The 19,329-nt window shown below is 55.2% G+C and carries 22 protein-coding genes; 11 read left to right on the top strand and 11 right to left on the bottom strand.

The annotated features are described in order from the left end of the window. Positions 1-6: 6 nt before the first annotated feature. From purH to ACTG34_RS07000, 3 genes are all read right to left on the bottom strand, one after another. Positions 7-1,596, bottom strand: a complete 1,590-nt coding sequence (gene purH, locus ACTG34_RS07010; RefSeq protein ID WP_439104253.1) for a bifunctional phosphoribosylaminoimidazolecarboxamide formyltransferase/IMP cyclohydrolase — start codon at positions 1,594-1,596, stop codon at positions 7-9. A gap of 28 nt (positions 1,597-1,624) precedes the next feature. Further along, positions 1,625-3,370, bottom strand: coding sequence for a heparinase II/III family protein (locus ACTG34_RS07005; protein WP_439104252.1), 1,746 nt, complete (start codon positions 3,368-3,370; stop codon positions 1,625-1,627). A 115-nt stretch (positions 3,371-3,485) separates the two neighbouring features. Then, positions 3,486-4,772 carry an RsmB/NOP family class I SAM-dependent RNA methyltransferase gene (locus ACTG34_RS07000; protein ID WP_439104251.1) on the bottom strand — a complete coding sequence of 429 codons (1,287 nt, stop codon included), beginning with the start codon at positions 4,770-4,772 and terminating at the stop codon, positions 3,486-3,488. Between the two features lie 41 nt (positions 4,773-4,813). Here ACTG34_RS07000 and ACTG34_RS06995 point away from each other — a divergent pair, with 41 nt between their 5' ends. Continuing rightward, positions 4,814-5,029 carry a DUF1674 domain-containing protein gene (locus ACTG34_RS06995; RefSeq protein WP_439104250.1) on the top strand — a complete coding sequence of 72 codons (216 nt, stop codon included), beginning with the start codon at positions 4,814-4,816 and terminating at the stop codon, positions 5,027-5,029. 22 nt (positions 5,030-5,051) lie between these two features. Here ACTG34_RS06995 and ACTG34_RS06990 read toward each other — a convergent pair whose 3' ends face one another. Continuing rightward, positions 5,052-5,405, bottom strand: coding sequence for a dihydrodipicolinate reductase (locus ACTG34_RS06990; RefSeq protein ID WP_439104249.1), 354 nt, complete (start codon positions 5,403-5,405; stop codon positions 5,052-5,054). Between the two features lie 112 nt (positions 5,406-5,517). After that, positions 5,518-6,327 carry a 4-hydroxy-tetrahydrodipicolinate reductase gene (gene dapB, locus ACTG34_RS06985; protein WP_439104248.1) on the bottom strand — a complete coding sequence of 270 codons (810 nt, stop codon included), beginning with the start codon at positions 6,325-6,327 and terminating at the stop codon, positions 5,518-5,520. A 113-nt stretch (positions 6,328-6,440) separates the two neighbouring features. Here dapB and rbfA point away from each other — a divergent pair, with 113 nt between their 5' ends. Genes rbfA through ACTG34_RS06970 form a run of 3 tightly spaced genes read left to right on the top strand, consistent with a single transcriptional unit; the run spans position 6,441 to position 8,323 of the window. Next, a complete protein-coding gene (gene rbfA / locus ACTG34_RS06980; RefSeq protein ID WP_062218483.1) occupies positions 6,441-6,866 on the top strand; it encodes a 30S ribosome-binding factor RbfA in 426 nt (141 codons plus the stop codon). After that, positions 6,866-7,774 (top strand): tRNA pseudouridine(55) synthase TruB, encoded by a 909-nt coding sequence (truB, locus tag ACTG34_RS06975; protein WP_439104247.1) that lies wholly within the window; start codon positions 6,866-6,868, stop codon positions 7,772-7,774. Before rbfA ends, truB begins: the two co-directional genes overlap by 1 nt. 42 nt (positions 7,775-7,816) lie before the next feature. Beyond that, positions 7,817-8,323 (top strand): DUF1643 domain-containing protein, encoded by a 507-nt coding sequence (locus tag ACTG34_RS06970; protein ID WP_439104246.1) that lies wholly within the window; start codon positions 7,817-7,819, stop codon positions 8,321-8,323. Positions 8,324-8,341: 18 nt separating this feature from the next. On the opposite strand, the gene ACTG34_RS06965 is transcribed toward ACTG34_RS06970, so the two are convergent. Further along, positions 8,342-9,316 (bottom strand): calcium-binding protein, encoded by a 975-nt coding sequence (locus ACTG34_RS06965; protein ID WP_439104245.1) that lies wholly within the window; start codon positions 9,314-9,316, stop codon positions 8,342-8,344. A 167-nt stretch (positions 9,317-9,483) separates the two neighbouring features. On the opposite strand from ACTG34_RS06965, the gene ACTG34_RS06960 reads away from it, so the two are divergent. After that, positions 9,484-9,777 (top strand): DUF5665 domain-containing protein, encoded by a 294-nt coding sequence (locus tag ACTG34_RS06960; protein ID WP_439104244.1) that lies wholly within the window; start codon positions 9,484-9,486, stop codon positions 9,775-9,777. Positions 9,778-9,925: 148 nt separating this feature from the next. Further along, complete coding sequence (gene rpsO / locus ACTG34_RS06955; protein ID WP_417242007.1) at positions 9,926-10,195, top strand: 30S ribosomal protein S15; 270 nt, start codon at positions 9,926-9,928, stop codon at positions 10,193-10,195. 236 nt (positions 10,196-10,431) lie between these two features. On the opposite strand, the gene ACTG34_RS06950 is transcribed toward rpsO, so the two are convergent. Further along, positions 10,432-11,121: an SGNH/GDSL hydrolase family protein gene (locus ACTG34_RS06950; protein ID WP_439104243.1), complete on the bottom strand. Its 690-nt coding sequence runs from the start codon at positions 11,119-11,121 to the stop codon at positions 10,432-10,434. Between the two features lie 330 nt (positions 11,122-11,451). Here ACTG34_RS06950 and pnp point away from each other — a divergent pair, with 330 nt between their 5' ends. Then, on the top strand, positions 11,452-13,584 hold the full coding sequence (pnp, locus tag ACTG34_RS06945; protein WP_439104242.1) for a polyribonucleotide nucleotidyltransferase: 2,133 nt from the start codon (positions 11,452-11,454) through the stop codon (positions 13,582-13,584). A gap of 530 nt (positions 13,585-14,114) precedes the next feature. Beyond that, positions 14,115-15,089 carry an O-antigen ligase family protein gene (locus ACTG34_RS06940; protein ID WP_439104241.1) on the top strand — a complete coding sequence of 325 codons (975 nt, stop codon included), beginning with the start codon at positions 14,115-14,117 and terminating at the stop codon, positions 15,087-15,089. A gap of 35 nt (positions 15,090-15,124) precedes the next feature. Here the strand turns inward: ACTG34_RS06940 and ACTG34_RS06935 are convergent, their stop codons facing one another. From ACTG34_RS06935 to ACTG34_RS06925, 3 genes are all read right to left on the bottom strand, one after another. Beyond that, positions 15,125-15,778 carry a peroxiredoxin gene (locus tag ACTG34_RS06935; RefSeq protein ID WP_062218461.1) on the bottom strand — a complete coding sequence of 218 codons (654 nt, stop codon included), beginning with the start codon at positions 15,776-15,778 and terminating at the stop codon, positions 15,125-15,127. Positions 15,779-15,893: 115 nt separating this feature from the next. Beyond that, positions 15,894-16,559, bottom strand: coding sequence for a pseudouridine synthase (locus ACTG34_RS06930; protein ID WP_342843943.1), 666 nt, complete (start codon positions 16,557-16,559; stop codon positions 15,894-15,896). A 9-nt stretch (positions 16,560-16,568) separates the two neighbouring features. Then, positions 16,569-17,027: a GAF domain-containing protein gene (locus ACTG34_RS06925; RefSeq protein ID WP_439104240.1), complete on the bottom strand. Its 459-nt coding sequence runs from the start codon at positions 17,025-17,027 to the stop codon at positions 16,569-16,571. A gap of 90 nt (positions 17,028-17,117) precedes the next feature. On the opposite strand from ACTG34_RS06925, the gene ACTG34_RS06920 reads away from it, so the two are divergent. Together ACTG34_RS06920 and ACTG34_RS06915 are read left to right on the top strand one after the other, a co-directional pair. Then, entirely contained in the window at positions 17,118-17,462 is a 345-nt protein-coding gene (locus tag ACTG34_RS06920; RefSeq protein WP_439104239.1) for an STAS domain-containing protein, read from the top strand. Between the two features lie 34 nt (positions 17,463-17,496). Next, positions 17,497-17,928 carry an ATP-binding protein gene (locus ACTG34_RS06915; RefSeq protein ID WP_439104238.1) on the top strand — a complete coding sequence of 144 codons (432 nt, stop codon included), beginning with the start codon at positions 17,497-17,499 and terminating at the stop codon, positions 17,926-17,928. Between the two features lie 30 nt (positions 17,929-17,958). Here the strand turns inward: ACTG34_RS06915 and hspQ are convergent, their stop codons facing one another. Continuing rightward, a complete protein-coding gene (hspQ, locus tag ACTG34_RS06910; protein WP_439104237.1) occupies positions 17,959-18,285 on the bottom strand; it encodes a heat shock protein HspQ in 327 nt (108 codons plus the stop codon). 85 nt (positions 18,286-18,370) lie between these two features. Here hspQ and ACTG34_RS06905 point away from each other — a divergent pair, with 85 nt between their 5' ends. Next, positions 18,371-19,252 carry an AEC family transporter gene (locus ACTG34_RS06905; RefSeq protein ID WP_439104236.1) on the top strand — a complete coding sequence of 294 codons (882 nt, stop codon included), beginning with the start codon at positions 18,371-18,373 and terminating at the stop codon, positions 19,250-19,252. The last annotated feature ends 77 nt before the right edge of the window (positions 19,253-19,329 follow it).

The raw sequence follows: 19,329 nt of genomic DNA, 5'->3' as shown, positions 1-19,329 counted from the left end.
CCTAGCCTAGTGGCGGAAGTGACGCATTCCGGTAAAGACCATGGCGAGACCGGCCTCATTGGCCGCATCAATCACCTCTTGGTCGCGCATCGAACCACCCGGCTGAATAACGCACGTCGCACCCGCCGCGGCCGCCTCAAGCAAACCATCAGCAAACGGGAAAAACGCATCAGACGCCACAGCGGACCCGATCGTCAAGGGCTCGGGCAAACCCATTGCCTCTGCCATGCGCTCCGCCTTTTTGGCGGCGATAAGCGCACTATCAAGACGCGACATCTGGCCCGCGCCAACGCCAACCGTAGCTTGGTTCTTGACGTAAACAATGGCATTGGATTTGACGTGCTTGCCAACTTTCCACGCAAACAGCAGGTCTTGTAGCTGCTCTGGTGTCGGCGCTTTTTCCGTCATTACGCGCAAGTCGTCGAGACCGATAAAGCCCGCATCTTTGTTCTGAACAAGCATCCCACCCGCAACCTGACGCACCGTATTTGAGGTCGCCAAAACGTCCGGTAAACCATCCGTGGTCAAAAGGCGCAGGTTCTTTTTCGCTGCGAAAATCTCTTTGGCCTCGTCGGAGGCTCCAGGTGCAATAACCACCTCGGTAAAAATCTCCACAATGGCTGTCGCCGTCTCGGCATCGAGTGCCTTGTTCAGCGCGACAATACCACCGAATGCAGACGTGCGGTCGCAATCGAAGGCCTTTTGATAGGCCTCAAGGAGAGTCGCACCCTTTGCCACACCACATGGATTGGCGTGCTTGATAATCGCCACTGCTGCGGTTTCGGCAGGATTAAACTCGGCAACTAATTCAAACGCGGCATCGGTATCGTTGATGTTGTTATAGGACAACTCTTTGCCCTGATGTTGAGTCGCGGTCGCGACACCTGCACGCGCGGAGCCGTCCACATAAAACGATGCCGTTTGATGCGGGTTTTCACCGTAACGAAGCGTCTGTTTGATCTGACCTGCGACCACACGGCGCCGTGGGGCGGTCTCGCCAATGGCATCAGCCATCCACGATGAAACAGCGGCGTCATAGGCACCCGTGCGGGCATATGCGATCTGCGCTAGGTTTTGACGAAACGCATAGGTCGTCTGACCATCATTGGTGTCTAACTCTGCGATCAGGGCATCGTAGTCCTCAACATCCACGACCGTTGTTACGAACCCGTGATTTTTAGCCGCCGCGCGGATCATTGCAGGGCCACCAATGTCGATGTTCTCGATCATCTCGTCGTAATCAGCGCCACGCGCCAATGCCGCCTCGAACGGATACAGGTTCACAACCAACAAATCGATTGCACCGATACCGTGTTCGGTCATGGCAGTGACATGATCGGCATTGTCGCGCAGCGCCAACAAGCCACCGTGCACCTTGGGATGTAGCGTCTTCACGCGCCCGTCCATCATCTCGGGAAAGCCCGTAACGTCCGAGACGTCTTTGACGTCCAAACCCGCATCGCGCAGCGTTTTGGCGGAACCGCCGGTGGAGAGCAGCTCGACACCTTTCGCGGCCAGTGCTTGGCCCAGCTCAACAAGGCCGGTTTTGTCGGATACGGAAAGAAGCGCGCGCTTTACAGGTGCGAGATCGGTCATGTGGCAGTCCCCAGATCAAATATCTAAATCAACTCAACGTCTCGTCATCCATCTCAAGATCACGCAAGGTATTTGGCGTTTCCTGCGCTTTCGCGAGAGTCCAACGGACGCGGGTCGCATAATCCATTGCGGCGGCAGATAGAACCACTTGTTTGCTCGCGCGCGGTTTTAATCGCCCTTTTTCGAGATAAACGGACCTTTCAAGGCTCAAAGTCGCGCGTCCGTCATGACGAAACACCCAAATCTCGCCCGACTTTAGAGCGATTGAGACTGCTGCCCCGCCCATATCCAATTCGGCATCAACATCCGGATGAAGATGAAACCGAACTTGAAACGGGATCCCCTGAAGTTTTTGACGATCCATCATTCGGTCGAATTGCTTTTCATCGGCGCCCGTAATCGTCGCAAGCGTGTCCTCGCCCGCCAATCCACGGCCGTCATGACTCAAATCGATTTGGCGCACGTGGGTCAATCCGTGAGTGCTCACATAGCCATTGTGCCCACCGACGAATCCTACATCCTTGCCTCCATCACGCATTTCAATGCGAACGTCCGTTGGAACATCCACCAACAATTCGCGCAAATGTCCGCCAATCATTGTTTTCGGGCCTAGGCGCGACGACGAAAAGCCCTCAATCCCGAGTGTAGAATGAGACGGGGTCGCGCGTCCGGCACGGCGCCAGTCGGGTCCGAAGGTAGCTCCCGACCCACAGTTGACAATCACAGGCCGGCGACCCGAGGTCATCTCGAATGCTAAGGTCGATGCATGGGCATTAAACGATACAGGAACAGCAGGCGGGGGGGCTGCATCCGTAATTATGGATGTCCGCCCCGCATGAAGCCGCAAATAGCCCATGTGAAGCCCCTCACCGGCAGCCTCTCGACTACCCGAGGCCGCCAAAGCATGATCGAGCCGACCGTCAGCGCCGCGTCCGCCGCCGTGGAACCGCGCCAGCCCACCATCCGAATGGCGCAGCGCACGCAATGTTGGCGCAATACGCGTGAGGGCAGACAGGTGCGCATCATCGGCGACCCGCCCCGCCTCCGAAAGCGCGGATGCCGCCCACGTCAAAAGCGTAAAGACCTCCAACAACTCTTCGGGGTTGCGTGTTGGCAAACCGCCCATCGCATCAATTCGTGCATCGCACTCGTGCGCCAAAGCCTTCACTGCTGGCGCAACGTGAACTTCCATCCCTTGCAACGAGAGACCCGCATAGATGAGGCCCGTCAGCGCCTCAAATCGCGGCAAGCCCTCAGAGGCCGTATGCCACCTGCGCGTCAGGAAAATAGTTTGTTGAGCAAGGGTCTTATAAAAGGCATCGGATGTGGCGGCTTCTTGTCCAGACAGGAAAAAAAGTGCATGATTGATCCACCGGATGAGACGCCGTCCAGTCAAGTCGGGCGTCCACCCTGCACCAGACCCGTTCATATGGCGGCGCATCCATTCGTTGATCCAGTCATGCGTGCACGCCCGTGCGTTCACATCACCAACCGCCGCCAAATCGTCAAGCCATGCAAAGCCATGGAGATCTTCGGCAAAATCCGGTGTCGGCGGTGCGATGTCCCATATCGACGTGCGCGGCGCCTCGACAAGATGCCCAGCGAACAAAAAATTGCCCGCGATCAACTGTCGGCCTTTGGCAAACGAGCCCATAGATTTTGGTTCTGGTTGAGACACGAATCCCATCGCGGGCTTAGTCCGCGAGGCTCTCCACGCATGAACGCGGTTCATGCGGCGAATGGTCTTTGCCCGCCAATCGTCTTTCCGCGACATTCGCGCCTGCCTCACTAAGTAATAACGTACGCCCACTCACGCGTGTGGATCATCATTTTGGATGCTACGATAGCGACGCGAGGCATGTCTGTCATTGTCGTTTTACGACTTTTGCTTAGGTGTGGCGAAAAACCGTGATGAAGAACCCATCCATACCACCCCGATCCGCCCAGAAATCTGGTCGCGTACGCAATCCTTCAGGGCCAATCCACTCGGGATCGACACCCTCAATTTGCAAAGCCTCCAAGTCCACAGTCAAACCCGCGTGACGCGCCAAGGCATCGCGCACTTGCTCCTCACCCTCATCGATCAGCAAACTACAGGTGCAATACACAAGCCGGCCACTCGGCTTAAGTAACGCCAACGCACGGTCGATCATGTGCTCTTGCAGCTCGAACAAAGACGGGAAATCCGAGCCGTCTTTTGCATAGGGTAAATCAGGGTGACGTCGAATCGTGCCCGTAGCAGTACACGGCGCATCGAGGAGAATTGCATCAAACGGCCCGCCCTCATATTCCAAGGCGTCACCGACAACGACCTGAGCAGACAAACCGCAACGCGCGAGGTTCTCGGACACACGTCTCATGCGGATTTCAGAAATATCAAGCGCGGTGACATCCGCGCCCGTTGCGGCAATCTGCATGGTTTTCCCACCAGGGGCCGCACACATGTCCAAAACGTGCTCGCCCACCTGAGCCGCGAGAACGCGTGCCGGCAACGCCGCCGCCGCATCTTGAACCCACCAGTCGCCCGCATCAAAGCCCGCCAACTTGGTCACTTGAACCGCACCGTCAACCCGTACAGAGCCCGTGGGCAAAACCGTCCCATGTGTTGCACTCGCCACTGCCGAAACGTCTGCTTTTGCGGACAAATCAAGGGGGGCACCTTTGGCCTGAGCAACCTCTATCGCGGCAACGGTCGCCTTTCCAAAATCGGCAATCAATGGCTTTCGCAGCCACTTTGGCATCATCGGCGCAGGCAAAGTTTCCCACTTTGCCACCTCTCCCGACACCCTGCGCAAAACGGCATTCACCAGTCCCTTAAAATGCGCGGCTGTGGCATTTTCTTTCACCAAGGAGACATAGGCATTCACAACACCGTGCGATGCCTCACCTGCGGCGCACATTTCATAGACACCCAAACGCAGCGCATTCATCACGTGCGGGGCGGGCAACGTGGACAAATACGGCCCCAACATCCGGTCGCAGCGATCCATAAACCGTAGGCATTCTGTCGCGAGACGCTGTGCGCGCGCACGGTCCTCAAACGCTAGGACGGCGGTTTTCTTTGTCAGAACTTCCGACAGCAGGCGTTTTTCGATCGTCACCGCATCAAGCAATGCGAGGGCCACGCGGCGCGGATCAAGGCCCGCGACTTTAGGAGAACTTGTTTTCATGGTCATGGCGCGTATATCAGAATGAACGCACGAACAAGGATTAGACAATGATCGACACCCCTAAAAAACGCATCGTCATCAACGGGCGCGACATTTCCGACCTGCCACCCGCCGCCCAACGCGCCCTGATAGAGGCCGAGGAACGCCGCCAAAAGACACAAGATGCCGTGGATGCCATGCCAATCGAACTTGGTGGTCGCGATGGCCCCGAACCCGTTCGCTACGGCGACTATGAAAAAAAAGGGTTGGCGATAGATTTCTAGACCCTGCGCCCGCCGCGATCGCTCACCGTATTGAGAATGTCGCGGATTGCCCCGTGCCACGATCTGCGGTGAACTTGATCTTTGTGCCGCTCAATTCAACAGTCTGGCAATTTGGGCCGAGGTCTTCACCTCCGAAAAAGAGATCGCGGCAAAAGTACCCTGCGTCCCACACCCATGCACCAGTGACATCTTTACCAAAAGCACGGCCGTTGATCGCGCCACTTTTCGACACCACCAACTCTATACCAAGCCGCGTCAGCGCGCGGCCCTCGACGGCAGTCGTAAATTCGGGCCCGCTTTGAACACGCGCATATGAATCGGCAAGGGCGTGCAGCGGAGCACAGACTGCGCACATTAAAACAATACCTCGAACCATGAAAACTCCTAGATAATAGCATCTAGATTACGCGCCAAAACTGAACACAGATTAAACATCGCGCAATATTTTTGTAACAGGTCAGTTTTCAGAAAACGGGCGCTTCGCGCCCCTATAGGCCCAGAACGTCCATCATATCGTATTCGCCCGGCTTTTTACCTTGCCCCCAAAGTGCGGCTTTCACGGCACCTTTGGCGAACAAAGACCTGTCGGTCGCGACATGCCGTAGAATGATGCGATCCTCACCGCTGATAAACATAACGTCATGTTCGCCCACAATGTCGCCACCCCGAATGGCCGAAAACCCGATATCGCCCCGCTTGCGCGCACCGGTTATTCCGTCCCGTCCAGACTCGCGCACATCATCCAATTTGACTCCGCGCCCGTCGGCTGCAGCTTCGCCAAGCATCAATGCCGTACCTGAGGGGGCATCAACCTTGCGATTGTGATGCGCTTCGACCACCTCAACGTCATATTCATCATCGAGCGCCTGTGCGACCATCTTTGTAAGCTTCGTCAATAGGTTAACGCCAAGAGACATATTCCCCGCACGAATGATCGTCGTGTGACGTCCAGCGGGTTCCAACTTGGCAATTTGTGTATCACTCATACCCGTTGTGCCAATGACGTGGACACAGTGAGCCTGAGCGGCCAGCGCGGAAAAGGCCAACGTTGCCTCGGGCGCTGTGAAATCAATCACGGCCTGCGCATGGGAAAACGCCTCTAGCGCATCATCGGTAACGAGCACGCCGAGGGCCGCGCCCCCCATCGCTTCGCCCACATCACGCCCGACCCAATCATGCCCCTCACGCTCCACCGCGCCGACCAAGGTGCACTTATCGGAGGCCATGACAGTTTTGATCAGCATTTGGCCCATACGGCCCGATGCACCTGTAATAACGATACCAGGAAGGTTGGACATGTGAGGTCTCCAGTGAAACAAGCGTGAATGACGTTGCGCGTGGTTTAGCGCGTGGTTCGTTATTTGGCAAAGGCTCGCTTGCATGAACGGGCAATCGGGCTTATCTGGCCCTTATGGCAAAACGATCTCATTCAGGCGGGCCAAGTGGCTCGCACCGCACTCTTCGCATAGGCGAAGCAATCCGCAGACGCCTGTCGGAGCTTCTCTCGCGTGGAGAAATTCATGATCCCGACCTCACCGCGATGTCTATTACCGTGGGCGAGGTCAGTGTGTCGGCCGACCTGCGCGTGGCAACCGCCTTTGTGCTGCCGCTCGGCGGGAAAGACGCGGAAACTGCATTGTTGGCGCTACGCAAAAATCGCGGCGAAATTCGCCACCACGTTGGAAAAGCTCTTGGCATCAAACACACACCTGAGTTGCGATTTGCGCTCGACGATACGTTTGACCGCATGGATGCAACGCGGCGCATGTTTGCGGACGAACGCGTTCAGCGCGACATCAACAAAGATGACACCCCCGAGACCGACGAGGAAGAGTAATGGCCCGACGCAAAAAGGGACGCGAGCTCCACGGTTGGTTGATCGTGGACAAGCCCGCAGGCATGACATCTACGTCAGTCGTGAACAAAGTTCGCTGGGCGCTCAACGCCCAAAAAGCAGGCCATGCAGGCACGCTTGACCCTGATGCGACGGGCGTTTTGGCCGTAGCTTTGGGGGAGGCTACCAAAACGGTTCCGTTCATTACAGACGCATTAAAATGCTACCGTTTTTCCGTTCGTCTTGGGCAAGCGACCAACACGGATGACGCCGAAGGCGAAGTACTTAGCGAAAGCGATATGCGCCCATCGGACGACGACATAAAAGCGGCCCTCGCACCATTTCGCGGTGACATCATGCAGGTGCCACCCAAATTTTCAGCCGTAAAAATCGACGGCGAACGCGCCTACAAATTGGCCCGCGATGAGGCCGATTTCGAGATCGCCGCTCGCCCGCTTTATGTTGATATGCTTAGCTTTATTGAGCGCACAGACGACGACCACGTTTTACTCGAAATGGTCTGTGGCAAGGGTGGCTACGTGCGCGCAATTGCGCGCGATCTTGGCGCGGCCCTAGGGTGTTTTGGTCACGTCGAATGGCTACGCCGCGAGTGGTCCGGCCCATGGGATGCCAGCGACGGAATCACCATTGAGACCATCGATGAGCATGCACAGACTGACGCGCTCGACGCCTATATTCGCCCCATCCAAGAGGGCCTGTCTGATCTGGACGAAGTGCGTTGTACGCCTGATGGCGTTATCCGCTTGGGCCATGGCAATCCCGGTATGGTCTATCCGGCTGACGGCGTGGAGTATGGCGACGAAGTTTGGGCCTCATTCGAGGGACGTCCCGTTGCAGTCGGCGTTTTCAAATCCGGCGAATTGCACCCCTCACGTGTGTTTAACCTCTAAGGCCGCCTTGCGCAGAGATCCGCAAACCGCCAATTATATTGAATGATCACGCGCACACATATCAAGGGCGATGCCCCATCCGTTGCTGTCTATTCTGACTGTGAAAGATACAGATATTCTTTGACCCGCACATGGGACACTCAGGGCTGCAAAGCTCTGTTTGTGATGCTCAATCCATCCACCGCGACCGAAGTGCAAAACGACCCGACCGTGGAACGGTGTGAGCGCCGCGCGCGCGCATTGGGGTTTGGGGCGTTTTGCGTGACCAACATCTTTGCTTGGCGCGACACCGACCCTAAAAATATGCGCGCCGCAGCTGACCCAATCGGCCCCGAAAACGACATAACCATTTTAGGTTTTAGCAGTTGGGCCGACAACATTATATGCGCTTGGGGGACACATGGTGCGCACTTGTCGCGTGGCGCAACCATTGAGGCACTGTTGCGTGAAACAGGCCACGACCTGTATCACCTTGGCCTATCAAAAGCAGGGCACCCAAAGCATCCGCTCTATATTTCATACGAGAAAAACTTGGAACTTTGGCGTTGAGCGAGGCCGCCCAGGCGCCTAAGCTCCCGTCATAGTGACAACGCCAGGCTCCAAGTTGACGATGCCCGTCACGGTCGCAATAGATATAGAATTCAACATGATAACACTCGACAGGCCATCGTCCGTTTGCGCTATACCAAGGACAACAGGTCCATCTGCTGCGGTCACGGGATCAACCTCGATCGTAATGGTATCGACGAGCGGATCAAAGTCCGCGATCTCGATCGTTGGCTGGCCTGACTCAGAGTCAAACTCCATCACGAACGCATCGCGGCCAGTCCCGCCGTGCAAATAGTAATCTGAATGCGCGTCCGATCCTGCGACCAAGGTATCGTCACCATCGCCGCCATACAGAATTGCCGAGCCATCGCCCGCAAAGATTTCATCGTCGCCGGCATTGCCGAACACAATAGCCGCGTCATCGCCCGTCCCGATTGTATCCGCCCCCAGACCACCCGTCACAACGTTGAGCGTCCCGTTGGTGTCGAGTGATGCAACACCATCTGTAACGCGCAAAGTGGCGTCACTCCCGCCTTGTTGGCGGTCGTCGGGCAACACCAAGGCGTCACCGCTATCATCGAGTGTGTAGGTCACGGTCTCACCACTTTGGTCGCCCGTTACGTTTTCGACCAGAGTATTGGCGTCTAAAATATCGTCCAAGTCCGAGCCTATTGGCCCTGGCAATGATGGCGCATCTGGATCGGAAAGCATTGATAAATCGTCAAAATTTGAGCCAACGGGGCCCGCGATGGCTGCCTCTTCAGGATCATTCGGCAAAAGGGCGGGTGGATCGTCGCCTCCCAACTCCCCTTGTGTACTCGATACCAACGCGGAGCCAGACAAAAGCTCTGCCAGCCCCGACGATGTCGCCTCCTCATCTGACGGCGGCGGCACCGACATGTCGCCTGATGCGTCATCCTCATCGGGTGCAGACGCCTCGACAAACATGAATGCAGCGGGAAGAATTCCCAATAATGCAAAGGCCCATAACATGCGTTCACCCCCTAAAACGAAACACGTCCTTCATACGCCAACGCGCCTTATTTTCGCAGCGAAAGATACAAACAACTTAACCTAAACGCTTGTTAAGCATCGCAAAATTTCAACATTGATTATTCTACGCTGTTGTTTTTTCTGCAAAATCCCTTATCCCTTCGGGCATGACACATCCAAATTTACCAACTGACGATCTGGTTGCTTTGACAGCCGAAATTCACCGTTTGAATGAACATCGCTTTGTTCAAATTCACAACTCAACGTGGAAATTGATGTGGTTTCAATTACTTAGAGGGCTTGCGTTCGGGTTCGGGTCTGTGGCCGGAGCGACGATATTGGTATCTATCGTTGGTTTTATCCTCAATCAGATGGAAGTTGTTCCAATTGTAGGTGAATGGGCCAAACAGTTGGCGACCGAAATCATGACCGACACGCGACAGATCGAGGCAGGCCAGTAAATCGACACGGCCATAAACTGCTTCCTTTTTTGCACGAATGCGCCTATACGCGCCCATCCGTGCAGGAATGTGCGGTGATTCATGGGCCTTGCTGGACGACATCCCGGCCTGCGCCGTCTTCGTACCCTAACCTTTAAAGGAGACCCCGATGTCGATTACTGTAGAAGAAAAAGCACGCCTAATCAAAGAGTTCAGCACCAAAGACGGCGATACTGGTTCGCCCGAAGTTCAGGTTGCTATCCTCTCCTCGCGCATCGCGACGCTCACCGAGCACTTCAAAACACACAAGAAAGACAACCACGGTCGCCGTGGCCTTCTTATGATGGTTGCGAAGCGCCGTAAGCTTCTTGATTACACGAAGTCGAAAGACGAAGCACGTTACCTTGACCTGATCAAGCGTCTCGGCATCCGTCGCTAAGCTGACCGACAGTTATGTGAAAAGCGCGTCCTTCGGGGCGCGCTTTTTTCATGCGCGGGCCCGACATCCGACATCAGGATTTCAACACCATTCAGACACATAGATTAAAGTCTTTCACATGTTTAAGGCGGGCTGTTTGATAAAGTTCATACCTTTAGGGCGGGCTATTTAAACATTTCCCGACAGCAAAATGCCACTTAACTCCATCGCAAAGCCGCCAAAACCGACCCCGACGTTCAGCGCGACTTGTCCGCCTTTTGGATGATCCTTGCCACCTGCGTGCCAATCAATCGCGAGGCCTTTACCGAAGGATGGATCATATCAAGACCGTGCATGGAGCGGTCACCGTCTGGCGTCAGGTCGGCCAAGGACAAAAACGTCACGCCTGAGTCGCGCTGCGCCATATTTGTGATCCGCGCCTCAAGCGTATTGCCGAACGGCAAACAGACATCGATGACGCTATCAACGCCGGGACTACGCAAATACCCGATGTAAACGACACGTGCGCCCGTTGCACGAATGCGCGCGACGAGTTTGGGAATGTCGCCCGTCTGGCCCGTTGGATCAATCATGCGCGATATGCGGCGATCACAGGCCTTACACCCGCACCCCAAAAACAAATCATTGCCGCCACCGGTCATAATAACCCAATCCCAGCCTTTGGGTTGAAACTGGCTGTCAATGCGCATGCCAAGCGCCCCCGTGATCGGTAACGCGTGAATGATCTTTGCACCGCCCACGGAGTTATTTATGACCGGTTCGCCCAGCTGTTTGGCCACAACATCGGCAATCGATTGCCCCGAAACGCTGTGCCACGCCATAAGCGAGTCGCCGATGGCCAGTATTTTTGGAGTATCTTGCGCGGCGACGCGCCCTGAAAAAAGCAAGAAAAGAGCCAAAACAACGCTTATAAAACCGTACCGCATACCACCTAGCCTTTTAACTTTTGTGCGCCGCAATCATGTCGGACGCCACGCAGTCTACCTTACCAAATTGCGATAAAGACCCAACCAAAAACTCTGTGCCCCTCGTTAAGTGGTCGGGCTGATGCGTGGTCTGGCGCGCGCATGTGAGCCAAACCACGCTGCCCCTTCCCAAAAGCCCAATTTTACTATATGCGCGGGGAATATCTGAGACGTATGTGCGACGACCCCCGCACAGCGAAAGATAGATACGCGGGGTCGGCGGCAATGCGGCCGCCATATATAACGGGAGACCCGACAGGGGTCGGGAGTGCTCCCAATTAGGATAGCTAGATGTTCAACGAAGTGAAAAAATCTATCCAGTGGGGCGAAGAGACGCTGACACTGGAAACGGGCAAAGTTGCCCGCCAAGCTGACGGCACCGTCATCGCCACTTTGGGCGAGACCTCCGTTATGGCCAACGTAACGTTCGCCAAAGCACAAAAACCGGGTCAGGATTTCTTCCCGCTCACGGTTCACTACCAAGAGAAATACTATGCTGCCGGTAAAGTTCCGGGCGGCTTTTTCAAACGCGAAGCGCGTCCAACGGAAAAAGAGACGCTGACTGCGCGCCTCATCGACCGTCCGATCCGCCCGTTGTTTGTACCAGGTTTCAAAAACGAAGTGCTCGTGATGTGTACCGTTTTGTCCCACGACCTCGTCAACGATCCCGACGTTGTTGCCATGATCGCAGCCTCCGCGGCTCTGACGATCTCTGGCGCGCCGTTCATGGGCCCGATCGCTTGTGCACGCGTTGGTTATGAAGATGGCGATTACATCCTCAACCCGACTGTCGACGACATGCACATGTTGCGCAACAACCCCGAGCAGCGTCTCGATCTGGTTGTGGCCGGCACCAAAGACGCCGTGATGATGGTTGAGTCCGAAGCATACGAGCTTTCTGAAGAAGAAATGCTTGGCGCTGTGACCTTTGCGCACGAGCAAATCCAGCCTGTTATCGACCTGATCATTGATCTGGCCGAAGATGCAGCCAAAGAGCCGTTCGACTTTCAGGCGCCTGACTACTCCGCCTTGTCCGCTGCTGTTAAGGCCGCTGGCGAAGCATCCATGAAAGCGGCCTACGCGATCACGGACAAGCAAGAGCGCGTTGCCGCTGTGTCTGCTGCCAAAGAGGGTATCAAAGCCTCCTTGAGCGAAGAGCAGCTTGCCGATGAGAACCTCGGTGCCGCCCTCAAGAAACTCGAGTCTTCGGTTCTGCGCGGCACTGTCGTCAAAGAAGGCAAGCGTATCGATGGTCGCGCACTCGATGAGATCCGTCCCATCCTGTCCGAAACAGGTATCTTGCCCCGCACACACGGCTCCGCCTTGTTCACACGCGGCGAGACACAGGGTTTGGTTGTGACCACACTCGGTACGGGCGACGACGAACAGATGATCGACGCGCTCACCGGCACGTATAAGTCGAACTTCATGCTGCACTATAACTTCCCTCCCTACTCGGTCGGTGAAGTTGGTCGTGTGTCTGGCCCAGGTCGTCGCGAAATCGGCCACGGTAAATTGGCATGGCGCGCGCTTCAGGCTGTTTTGCCTGCTGCAACCGACTTCCCATACACCGTGCGTGTTGTGTCCGAGATCACTGAGTCCAACGGCTCGTCCTCAATGGCGTCCGTATGTGGTGGTTCCTTGTCCATGATGGATGCGGGCGTTCCGCTCAAATCCGCTGTGGCCGGTGTTGCTATGGGTCTCATCATGGAAGACGATGGCGAATTCGCGATCCTGTCCGACATCTTGGGCGACGAAGATCACCTTGGCGATATGGACTTTAAAGTGGCCGGTACCGAAAACGGTATCACGTCACTGCAAATGGACATCAAAATCGCGGGCATCACGCCAGAGATCATGCAAAAAGCCTTGGCTCAGGCCAAAGCGGGCCGTTTGCACATCCTTGGTGAGATGAACAAAGCTCTGTCTGGCGCGGGCGACTTCTCCGTGCACGCACCACGTATCGAGACGATGCAGATCCCAACGGATAAAATCCGCGAAGTGATCGGTTCTGGCGGCAAAGTGATCCGTGAAATCGTTGAATTGTCTGGCGCAAAAGTCGACATCAACGACGAAGGCATCATCAAAATCGCATCCGCGAACGGTGAGGCAATCCAAAAAGCTTACGACATGATCCACTCGATCGTCGCCGAGCCTGAGGAAAACAAGGTCTACAAAGGTAAAGTCGTGAAGGTCGTCGATTTCGGCGCATTCGTGAACTTCTTTGGCAAGCGTGACGGCCTCGTGCACGTCTCCCAGATCGAAAACCGCCGCCTCAACCACCCGTCTGACGTGCTCAAAGAAGGTCAGGACGTTTACGTGAAACTCCTCGGCTTCGACGACCGCGGTAAAGTCCGTTTGGCCATGAAAATGGTCGACCAGACAACAGGCGAAGAGATCGCAGAAGAAAAGTCCGAGGAGTAATCCTTAGGCTTAAGCGCTACCCGAAAGCCCCGCTGGAAACAGTGGGGCTTTTTATATGGGAGAGGTGTCGATTTGGTTGAACAATTTCGAGCCCTCTCATAAGTGTATTGTCCGCTGGTCTATGCTGAAATCGCCATTACTCACGGATGGATGAGATATGCCTGAATTGTCGCGCTGCAGCTGTTCTGACGTTGTGAATTGCGCACATTTATGACCATTATCGAATTTATTTTACGTATTTAGGGTAGCCATTCGTGACAGACACAAATCTATCAAACCATCAGGCGCAATATTTTTGGCTGACGGCTATTACACTTTTTACATTTGGGTTCATCGGCTCACTTGGGCATGGTTTTGCGGTAATACTCGTTTTCGCATTTCTCGTTTTTGACGGGAAAAAAATATGGTCATCACGCCTGAATTATCGCGTACTCACCGTATATCTAGCTCTCTCAGGTGTCTGGTATGTCTTAGTGTTGCGGAGCCTACCAATAACGCCGTGGAGTGATCTCGTCGCGGCAGCGGCACCAATGTTTCCGATTGCGTTCGTAGGATTACTGGTTTTGCTCAGCGCCCAAGCGGGCTTTAAAATCGCGCCCAAAGCGTTGGGAAATATCGCGTGCGCCAGCGTTATTGGCATTTATCTCGTGATCCTCATCTTGGATCTACTGCCGTCTGGCCACGCTCTCAAAAGCTACCATCAACCCCGACTGTCGCTCTTTAGCGGCAACGCTATTCCGTTTTCCACGGTCAGCCTAAGTCTGTCCGCAATGTGCCTGCTAGGGTGGCAAAGCCGCACCCGCACGCTCCGCGTATTCGCCCTTGGGTGCGCCCTCGCAGGGGCCTACGCCGCCATAATCTTATCTGGGAGCCGCGGACCCGCAATCGCTCTTGTTCTGATCTCGCCACTGATTGCTTGGCACTTAACACACTCAAAAACTTGGACGAGTGCGCTATGTGGCGCATTCATCGCGAGCGCATGCGCTGTCTTAATGTTTCAGCACCTCGACATCATAAACATCAACTTCCTTCATCGCATTACATCAGGCATTGAAACACTCCTCACAGGCGAGAATGTAAATAATTCAAACTATTACAGGATGCATATGTGGATCGCCTCGCTTTCTGCAATTGGCGATGCCCCTCTTTTTGGATTTGGCCTAACCGAGCGCTTTGAGGCCATTCGTCCGCATTTGATCGAAGGCGTGGATGGAGCGTACTCTCACCCTCACAATGACGTTTTTGCGAGCGCCGTATCGGGCGGTGTATTTGCTGGAGTGGCCGCCGCGCTTGCGCTTCTCAGCCCAATCGTCGCATGGAGGCTGATCAATCGGGACAATCAAGATGCGTTTTTTCTCGCAACAGTGGTCGCGATCATCATTTTCGTGGCGGGGTCGGTGAATACGATCTTCTTTAACGATGTTGCAAGTTCATGGCTTGCCGTCAGCACGTTTTTGGTAGGCTGCATGGGAACACCAAAACCAGTGGTGTCCCCATTGGGATAGGCTAGGCAGCGCGGCTGTCTAGCGCAGAACCCACCTTACTTCGGATCTTTGGCGAAGCGTAGGTAAGGTAGTTTTTTGTCGATTGCGCCGAATTTGGCTTCGGCGGCGGCGTCGTCTAGCGATAGGGCAACGATGACGTCTTGGCCTGTTTCCCAGTTGGCGGGGGTGGCGAGGGGGACGCCGTAGGTTTTTTGCAGACCATCGAGCGCACGTAGCACTTCGGCAAAGTTGCGGCCCACGGACATTGGGTAGGTCATGATCAACTGCACCTTTTTATCCGGCGAGATGATAAAGACCGAGCGCACAGACGCGCTATCGGCGGCAGTGCGCCCATCGGGCAGGTAGGCCTCGGCGGGCAGCATATCAAACGCCTTGGCAACCGCCAGATCGGTGTCCGCGATAATCGGGAAGCCCGCTTTGGCCCCTGCAAATCCCTCGATGTCCGCTTTCCACTGAACGTGCTCTTCGGGGCCATCGACGGACAGGCCGATAACCTTGGTACCACGCGCGGCCCATTCATCGGCCAACTGCGCGACAGCACCGAATTCGGTGGTGCACACGGGTGTGAAATCCTTGGGGTGGGAAAACATGATGGCCCAGCTATCGCCAATCCAGTCATGGAACGTAATTTCGCCCTGATCGGTCATGGCGGTAAAGTTTGGAACGATGTCGTTAATGCGAAGGCCCATGGTCTTCTCCTTTTGAGTCTCTATGGCGTCTGGTTACGTTAGATATATTCTAAATTCGGAATTAACAGTGCAAGACAGAGCCATGCGACAATTTTACGTGGGCAGCTCGGACGCGTTAAAACGGGCACTTTGACGTGAACGACATCCCCTTGCCCCCATCGGGATGGCGAAAGCGAAGGTTCTCGGCATGCAGCATAAGGCGCGGGGCATTAAGCGCCTCGCCAGTCGCATAGAACGGATCGCCCAAAATCGGGTGGCCCAGCGCAAGCATATGCACGCGCAATTGGTGCGAACGGCCTGTTTTGGGAAAAAGGCGCACACGAGTCGCGGGAACATCATCCTCATAGCGTTGAACCCGCCAATCCGTGACCGCTTGCCGGCCCGTTTCATGGCACACCATTTGGCGCGGGCGGTTCGGCCAATCTGACGTCAGGGGCAAATCAACGGTGCCGGTTCGCTCGGCCATCGTGCCGTAGACGCGGGCAACATAGGTCTTTTTTGTCTGACGCTTTTCGAATTGCAGGCCAAGGTGGCGTTGGGCATGGGCGGTGAGCGCAAAGACCATCACACCACTGGTATCGCGGTCCAGACGGTGCACCAAAAGCGCCTCGGGAAACGCCGCCTGAACCCGCGTGATCAAGCAATCTGACAGGTGTTCGCCCTTACCCGGAACGGACAACAACCCCGCGGGCTTGCCCATAAGCAAGACCTCATGGTCGGCGTGGATCACGTCGAGGGGCACATCAGGCGGGGTGTATTCGGTAAAGTTCAACGTGTTCATGCCGCCCGCCTACCACGCGGGGGCAACATCCGCAAAGACCCGATCAAGAAGGGCTTGCAAGCGCGTGGCATCCTCGAGCGTGAAAGCGGCCGGAAGGTCGCTATCGATATCAAACACGGCGATGAGTGCGCCGGACGCGTTGCGCACGGGTAAAACCAACTCGGATCGCGTGGAGGACGCGCAGGCAATGTGCCCCTCAAAGGTTTCGACATCATCAACCAACTGCACCTCGCCCGTGCGCGCACATGCGCCACACACACCGCGCGAAAACGGAATGACAAGACAGCCGTGCCCGCCCTGATAGGGACCGATTTTCATGAGATCAGGCGCGACGACACGGTAAAAACCCGTCCAATGGAACCGCGTGTCACTATGGTGCACCTCACACGCAAGCGTCGCCATCAATGCAACGGCATCGGTTTCCCCCTGTGTTAGGGCGAAAATGCGCTGATCCAAACCGCTGTCCATATTCACAAGGTCCTTTTTGTTGTGACGTGCAAACCCGCTCTTAACGATTTGCACCTACGGTATGCAAGAGTTGGAACGATAGGTATGCCGATGAAACTGACCCATAAAGATTTTGACGATCTTCGTCTTATTACTGTCGAGGAGGACCGTATCGATGCGGCGAGCGCCATCAAATTCAAGGATGGCATAAGAAATTTGACACAGGGCGCGCCTGATCGTGTGTTGTTGGATCTGGCACAGGTTGAGTTCCTTGATAGCTCGGGGCTTGGTGCGGTTGTCGCGTGCATGAAGGCGCTCGGCAATGGAATGACCCTTGAACTGGCGGCGCTACAACCCCCTGTCGAACGGGTCTTTCATCTGACACGGATGAATACAGTGTTCAAGATTCACACCCGCGTGTCCGATGCGACGACGGATACCGAACATGCATCTTAGGGCGGAACAAAACCTGTCTGTCTTACAGGGCCCCATGAATCACCGCATAACATTGAACGCATCTCAAAAATCGGTGCGCAAGGCGCTGCGCGCGTTAAAGGCGCAACTGGACGACCACGGGCGTTCACCCGACGATATCGCGGCCATTGAGTTGGTCCTCGCAGAGGCGCTCAATAATATCGTGGAACACGCATATAGAGGTACGGATCAGGGCCCCATCGAAGTGGCCCTCTCTATAGATGCGAACGGACTAGCGTTTCGAATTACAGATCGCGGTTTGCCGATGCCAGATGGAGAGCCGCCCAAGGGGTCGCTTGCGCCTATGACGGATGACATATCCGAGCTACCAGAGGGTGGGTTTGGATGGTTTTTGATTCATGAATTGGCGCATGATCTTGCTTACGTGCGCCGTGGATCGTCAAACATCTTTAGCTTCAGCATTCGTGCTGCCGACACCACGGCATGATCTAACGACAGCAAAAGCGCCATCCACCCACTAGTTCATTTGAAACTGAAGCGGGTATGTTCCATCCTCGAAGGGGCCGAACAAATCGGGCAGGTCGGGATGTTCAACAGGAACGCCAGAATAATCCGCGATCAGGTTTTGCTCTGACACGTAGGCGAGATAATAACTCTCCTCGTTTTCGGCCAGCAAATGATAGAACGGCTGATCTTTATTTGGGCGACTGGATTCCGGTATATTGTCATACCATTCTTTGGTTTTCGAATACGTCGCATCAACATCAAAAACCACACCCCGAAAGGAATGCTTTCGGTGCTTCACGACTTGACCCAAATGATATTTGGCGCGCGTCTTTAACATGACATTGCAACCCCCGTTTCTGGTTAGTAGACCGTTAATCATCGTGCTGTCCACGGTGGGGAGCCAAAAATTTAGGAAACAGTCTGTGCAACTTGTCCTAACAGTCCTTGAAATTGTCTCCCCCGTTTTCCTCCTCGCCCTGATCGGGTTTGGATGGGTCAAAGCGGGACACGAATATCGCATCGAGTTTGTAACGCGCCTTGCGATGACGCTTTCCATCCCTGCGCTCATCTTTGTAGCCCTTGTAAATGCAAAGATTGAACCGGCCGCGCTGACATCGCTACTCATGGCGGCCACGGTCGGGTTTGCCGCTGTCACAGCTGTCGCCTTTGTCGCCGTGAAAGTGTTTAAACTGGAAATCCGCACATATCTCGCACCCCTCATTTTTGGCAATACCGGAAACTTGGGGCTGCCGCTCGCATACTTCGCATTCGGTGACGAAGGCCTAAGCTACGCCGTTGTCGTTTTTGCTGTAATGGCGCTGTGGTCGTTCACCTTTGGCGTTTATGTGACGGCCGGTGGCGGGCATCCGGGCAAAGTGATCAAAGAACCCCTCGTTGGAGCCACCCTTTTGGGGGGGCTGTTTTTGTGGCAAGGCTGGACGCTTCCGACCTTTGCGATGAACACACTGGATCTGCTCGGTCAGATTGCGATCCCTGTCATGCTGATCACGCTTGGCGTTGCCATGGCCCGCTTGCAAGTCAACAGCATGGGCCGCGCCGTGGCGCTATCGTTGGGCAAGGTCATCTTGTGTGCGGGCATCGCCGCAGGTGTCGGCCAATGGTTTGATCTCGCGCCCGTCCCCTTTGCCGTCTTGGTGGTTCAACTCGCCACTCCGGTCGCGGTGACCTCGTATATGTTGGCGGAAAAATACGGCGCACAGGCACAAGAGGTCGCGGGACTTGTCGTGGCATCAACGTTTTTGTCGGTGATTTACCTGCCTGTGCTGCTCGGTTTGTTGCTCTGATTTTCGCCGAATGCGGTCACGATCACGCGAAAGCCATTTCACGAATGCGCAAATTCGGGTAAAGTGTAAAAAACTAT

This window comes from Celeribacter marinus (assembly GCF_965656515.1).
Classification (GTDB): Bacteria; Pseudomonadota; Alphaproteobacteria; order Rhodobacterales; family Rhodobacteraceae; genus Celeribacter; species Celeribacter marinus_D.
Note: the sequence above shows the minus strand (reverse complement) of the source record. Positions and strands in the feature narration are given on the sequence as shown.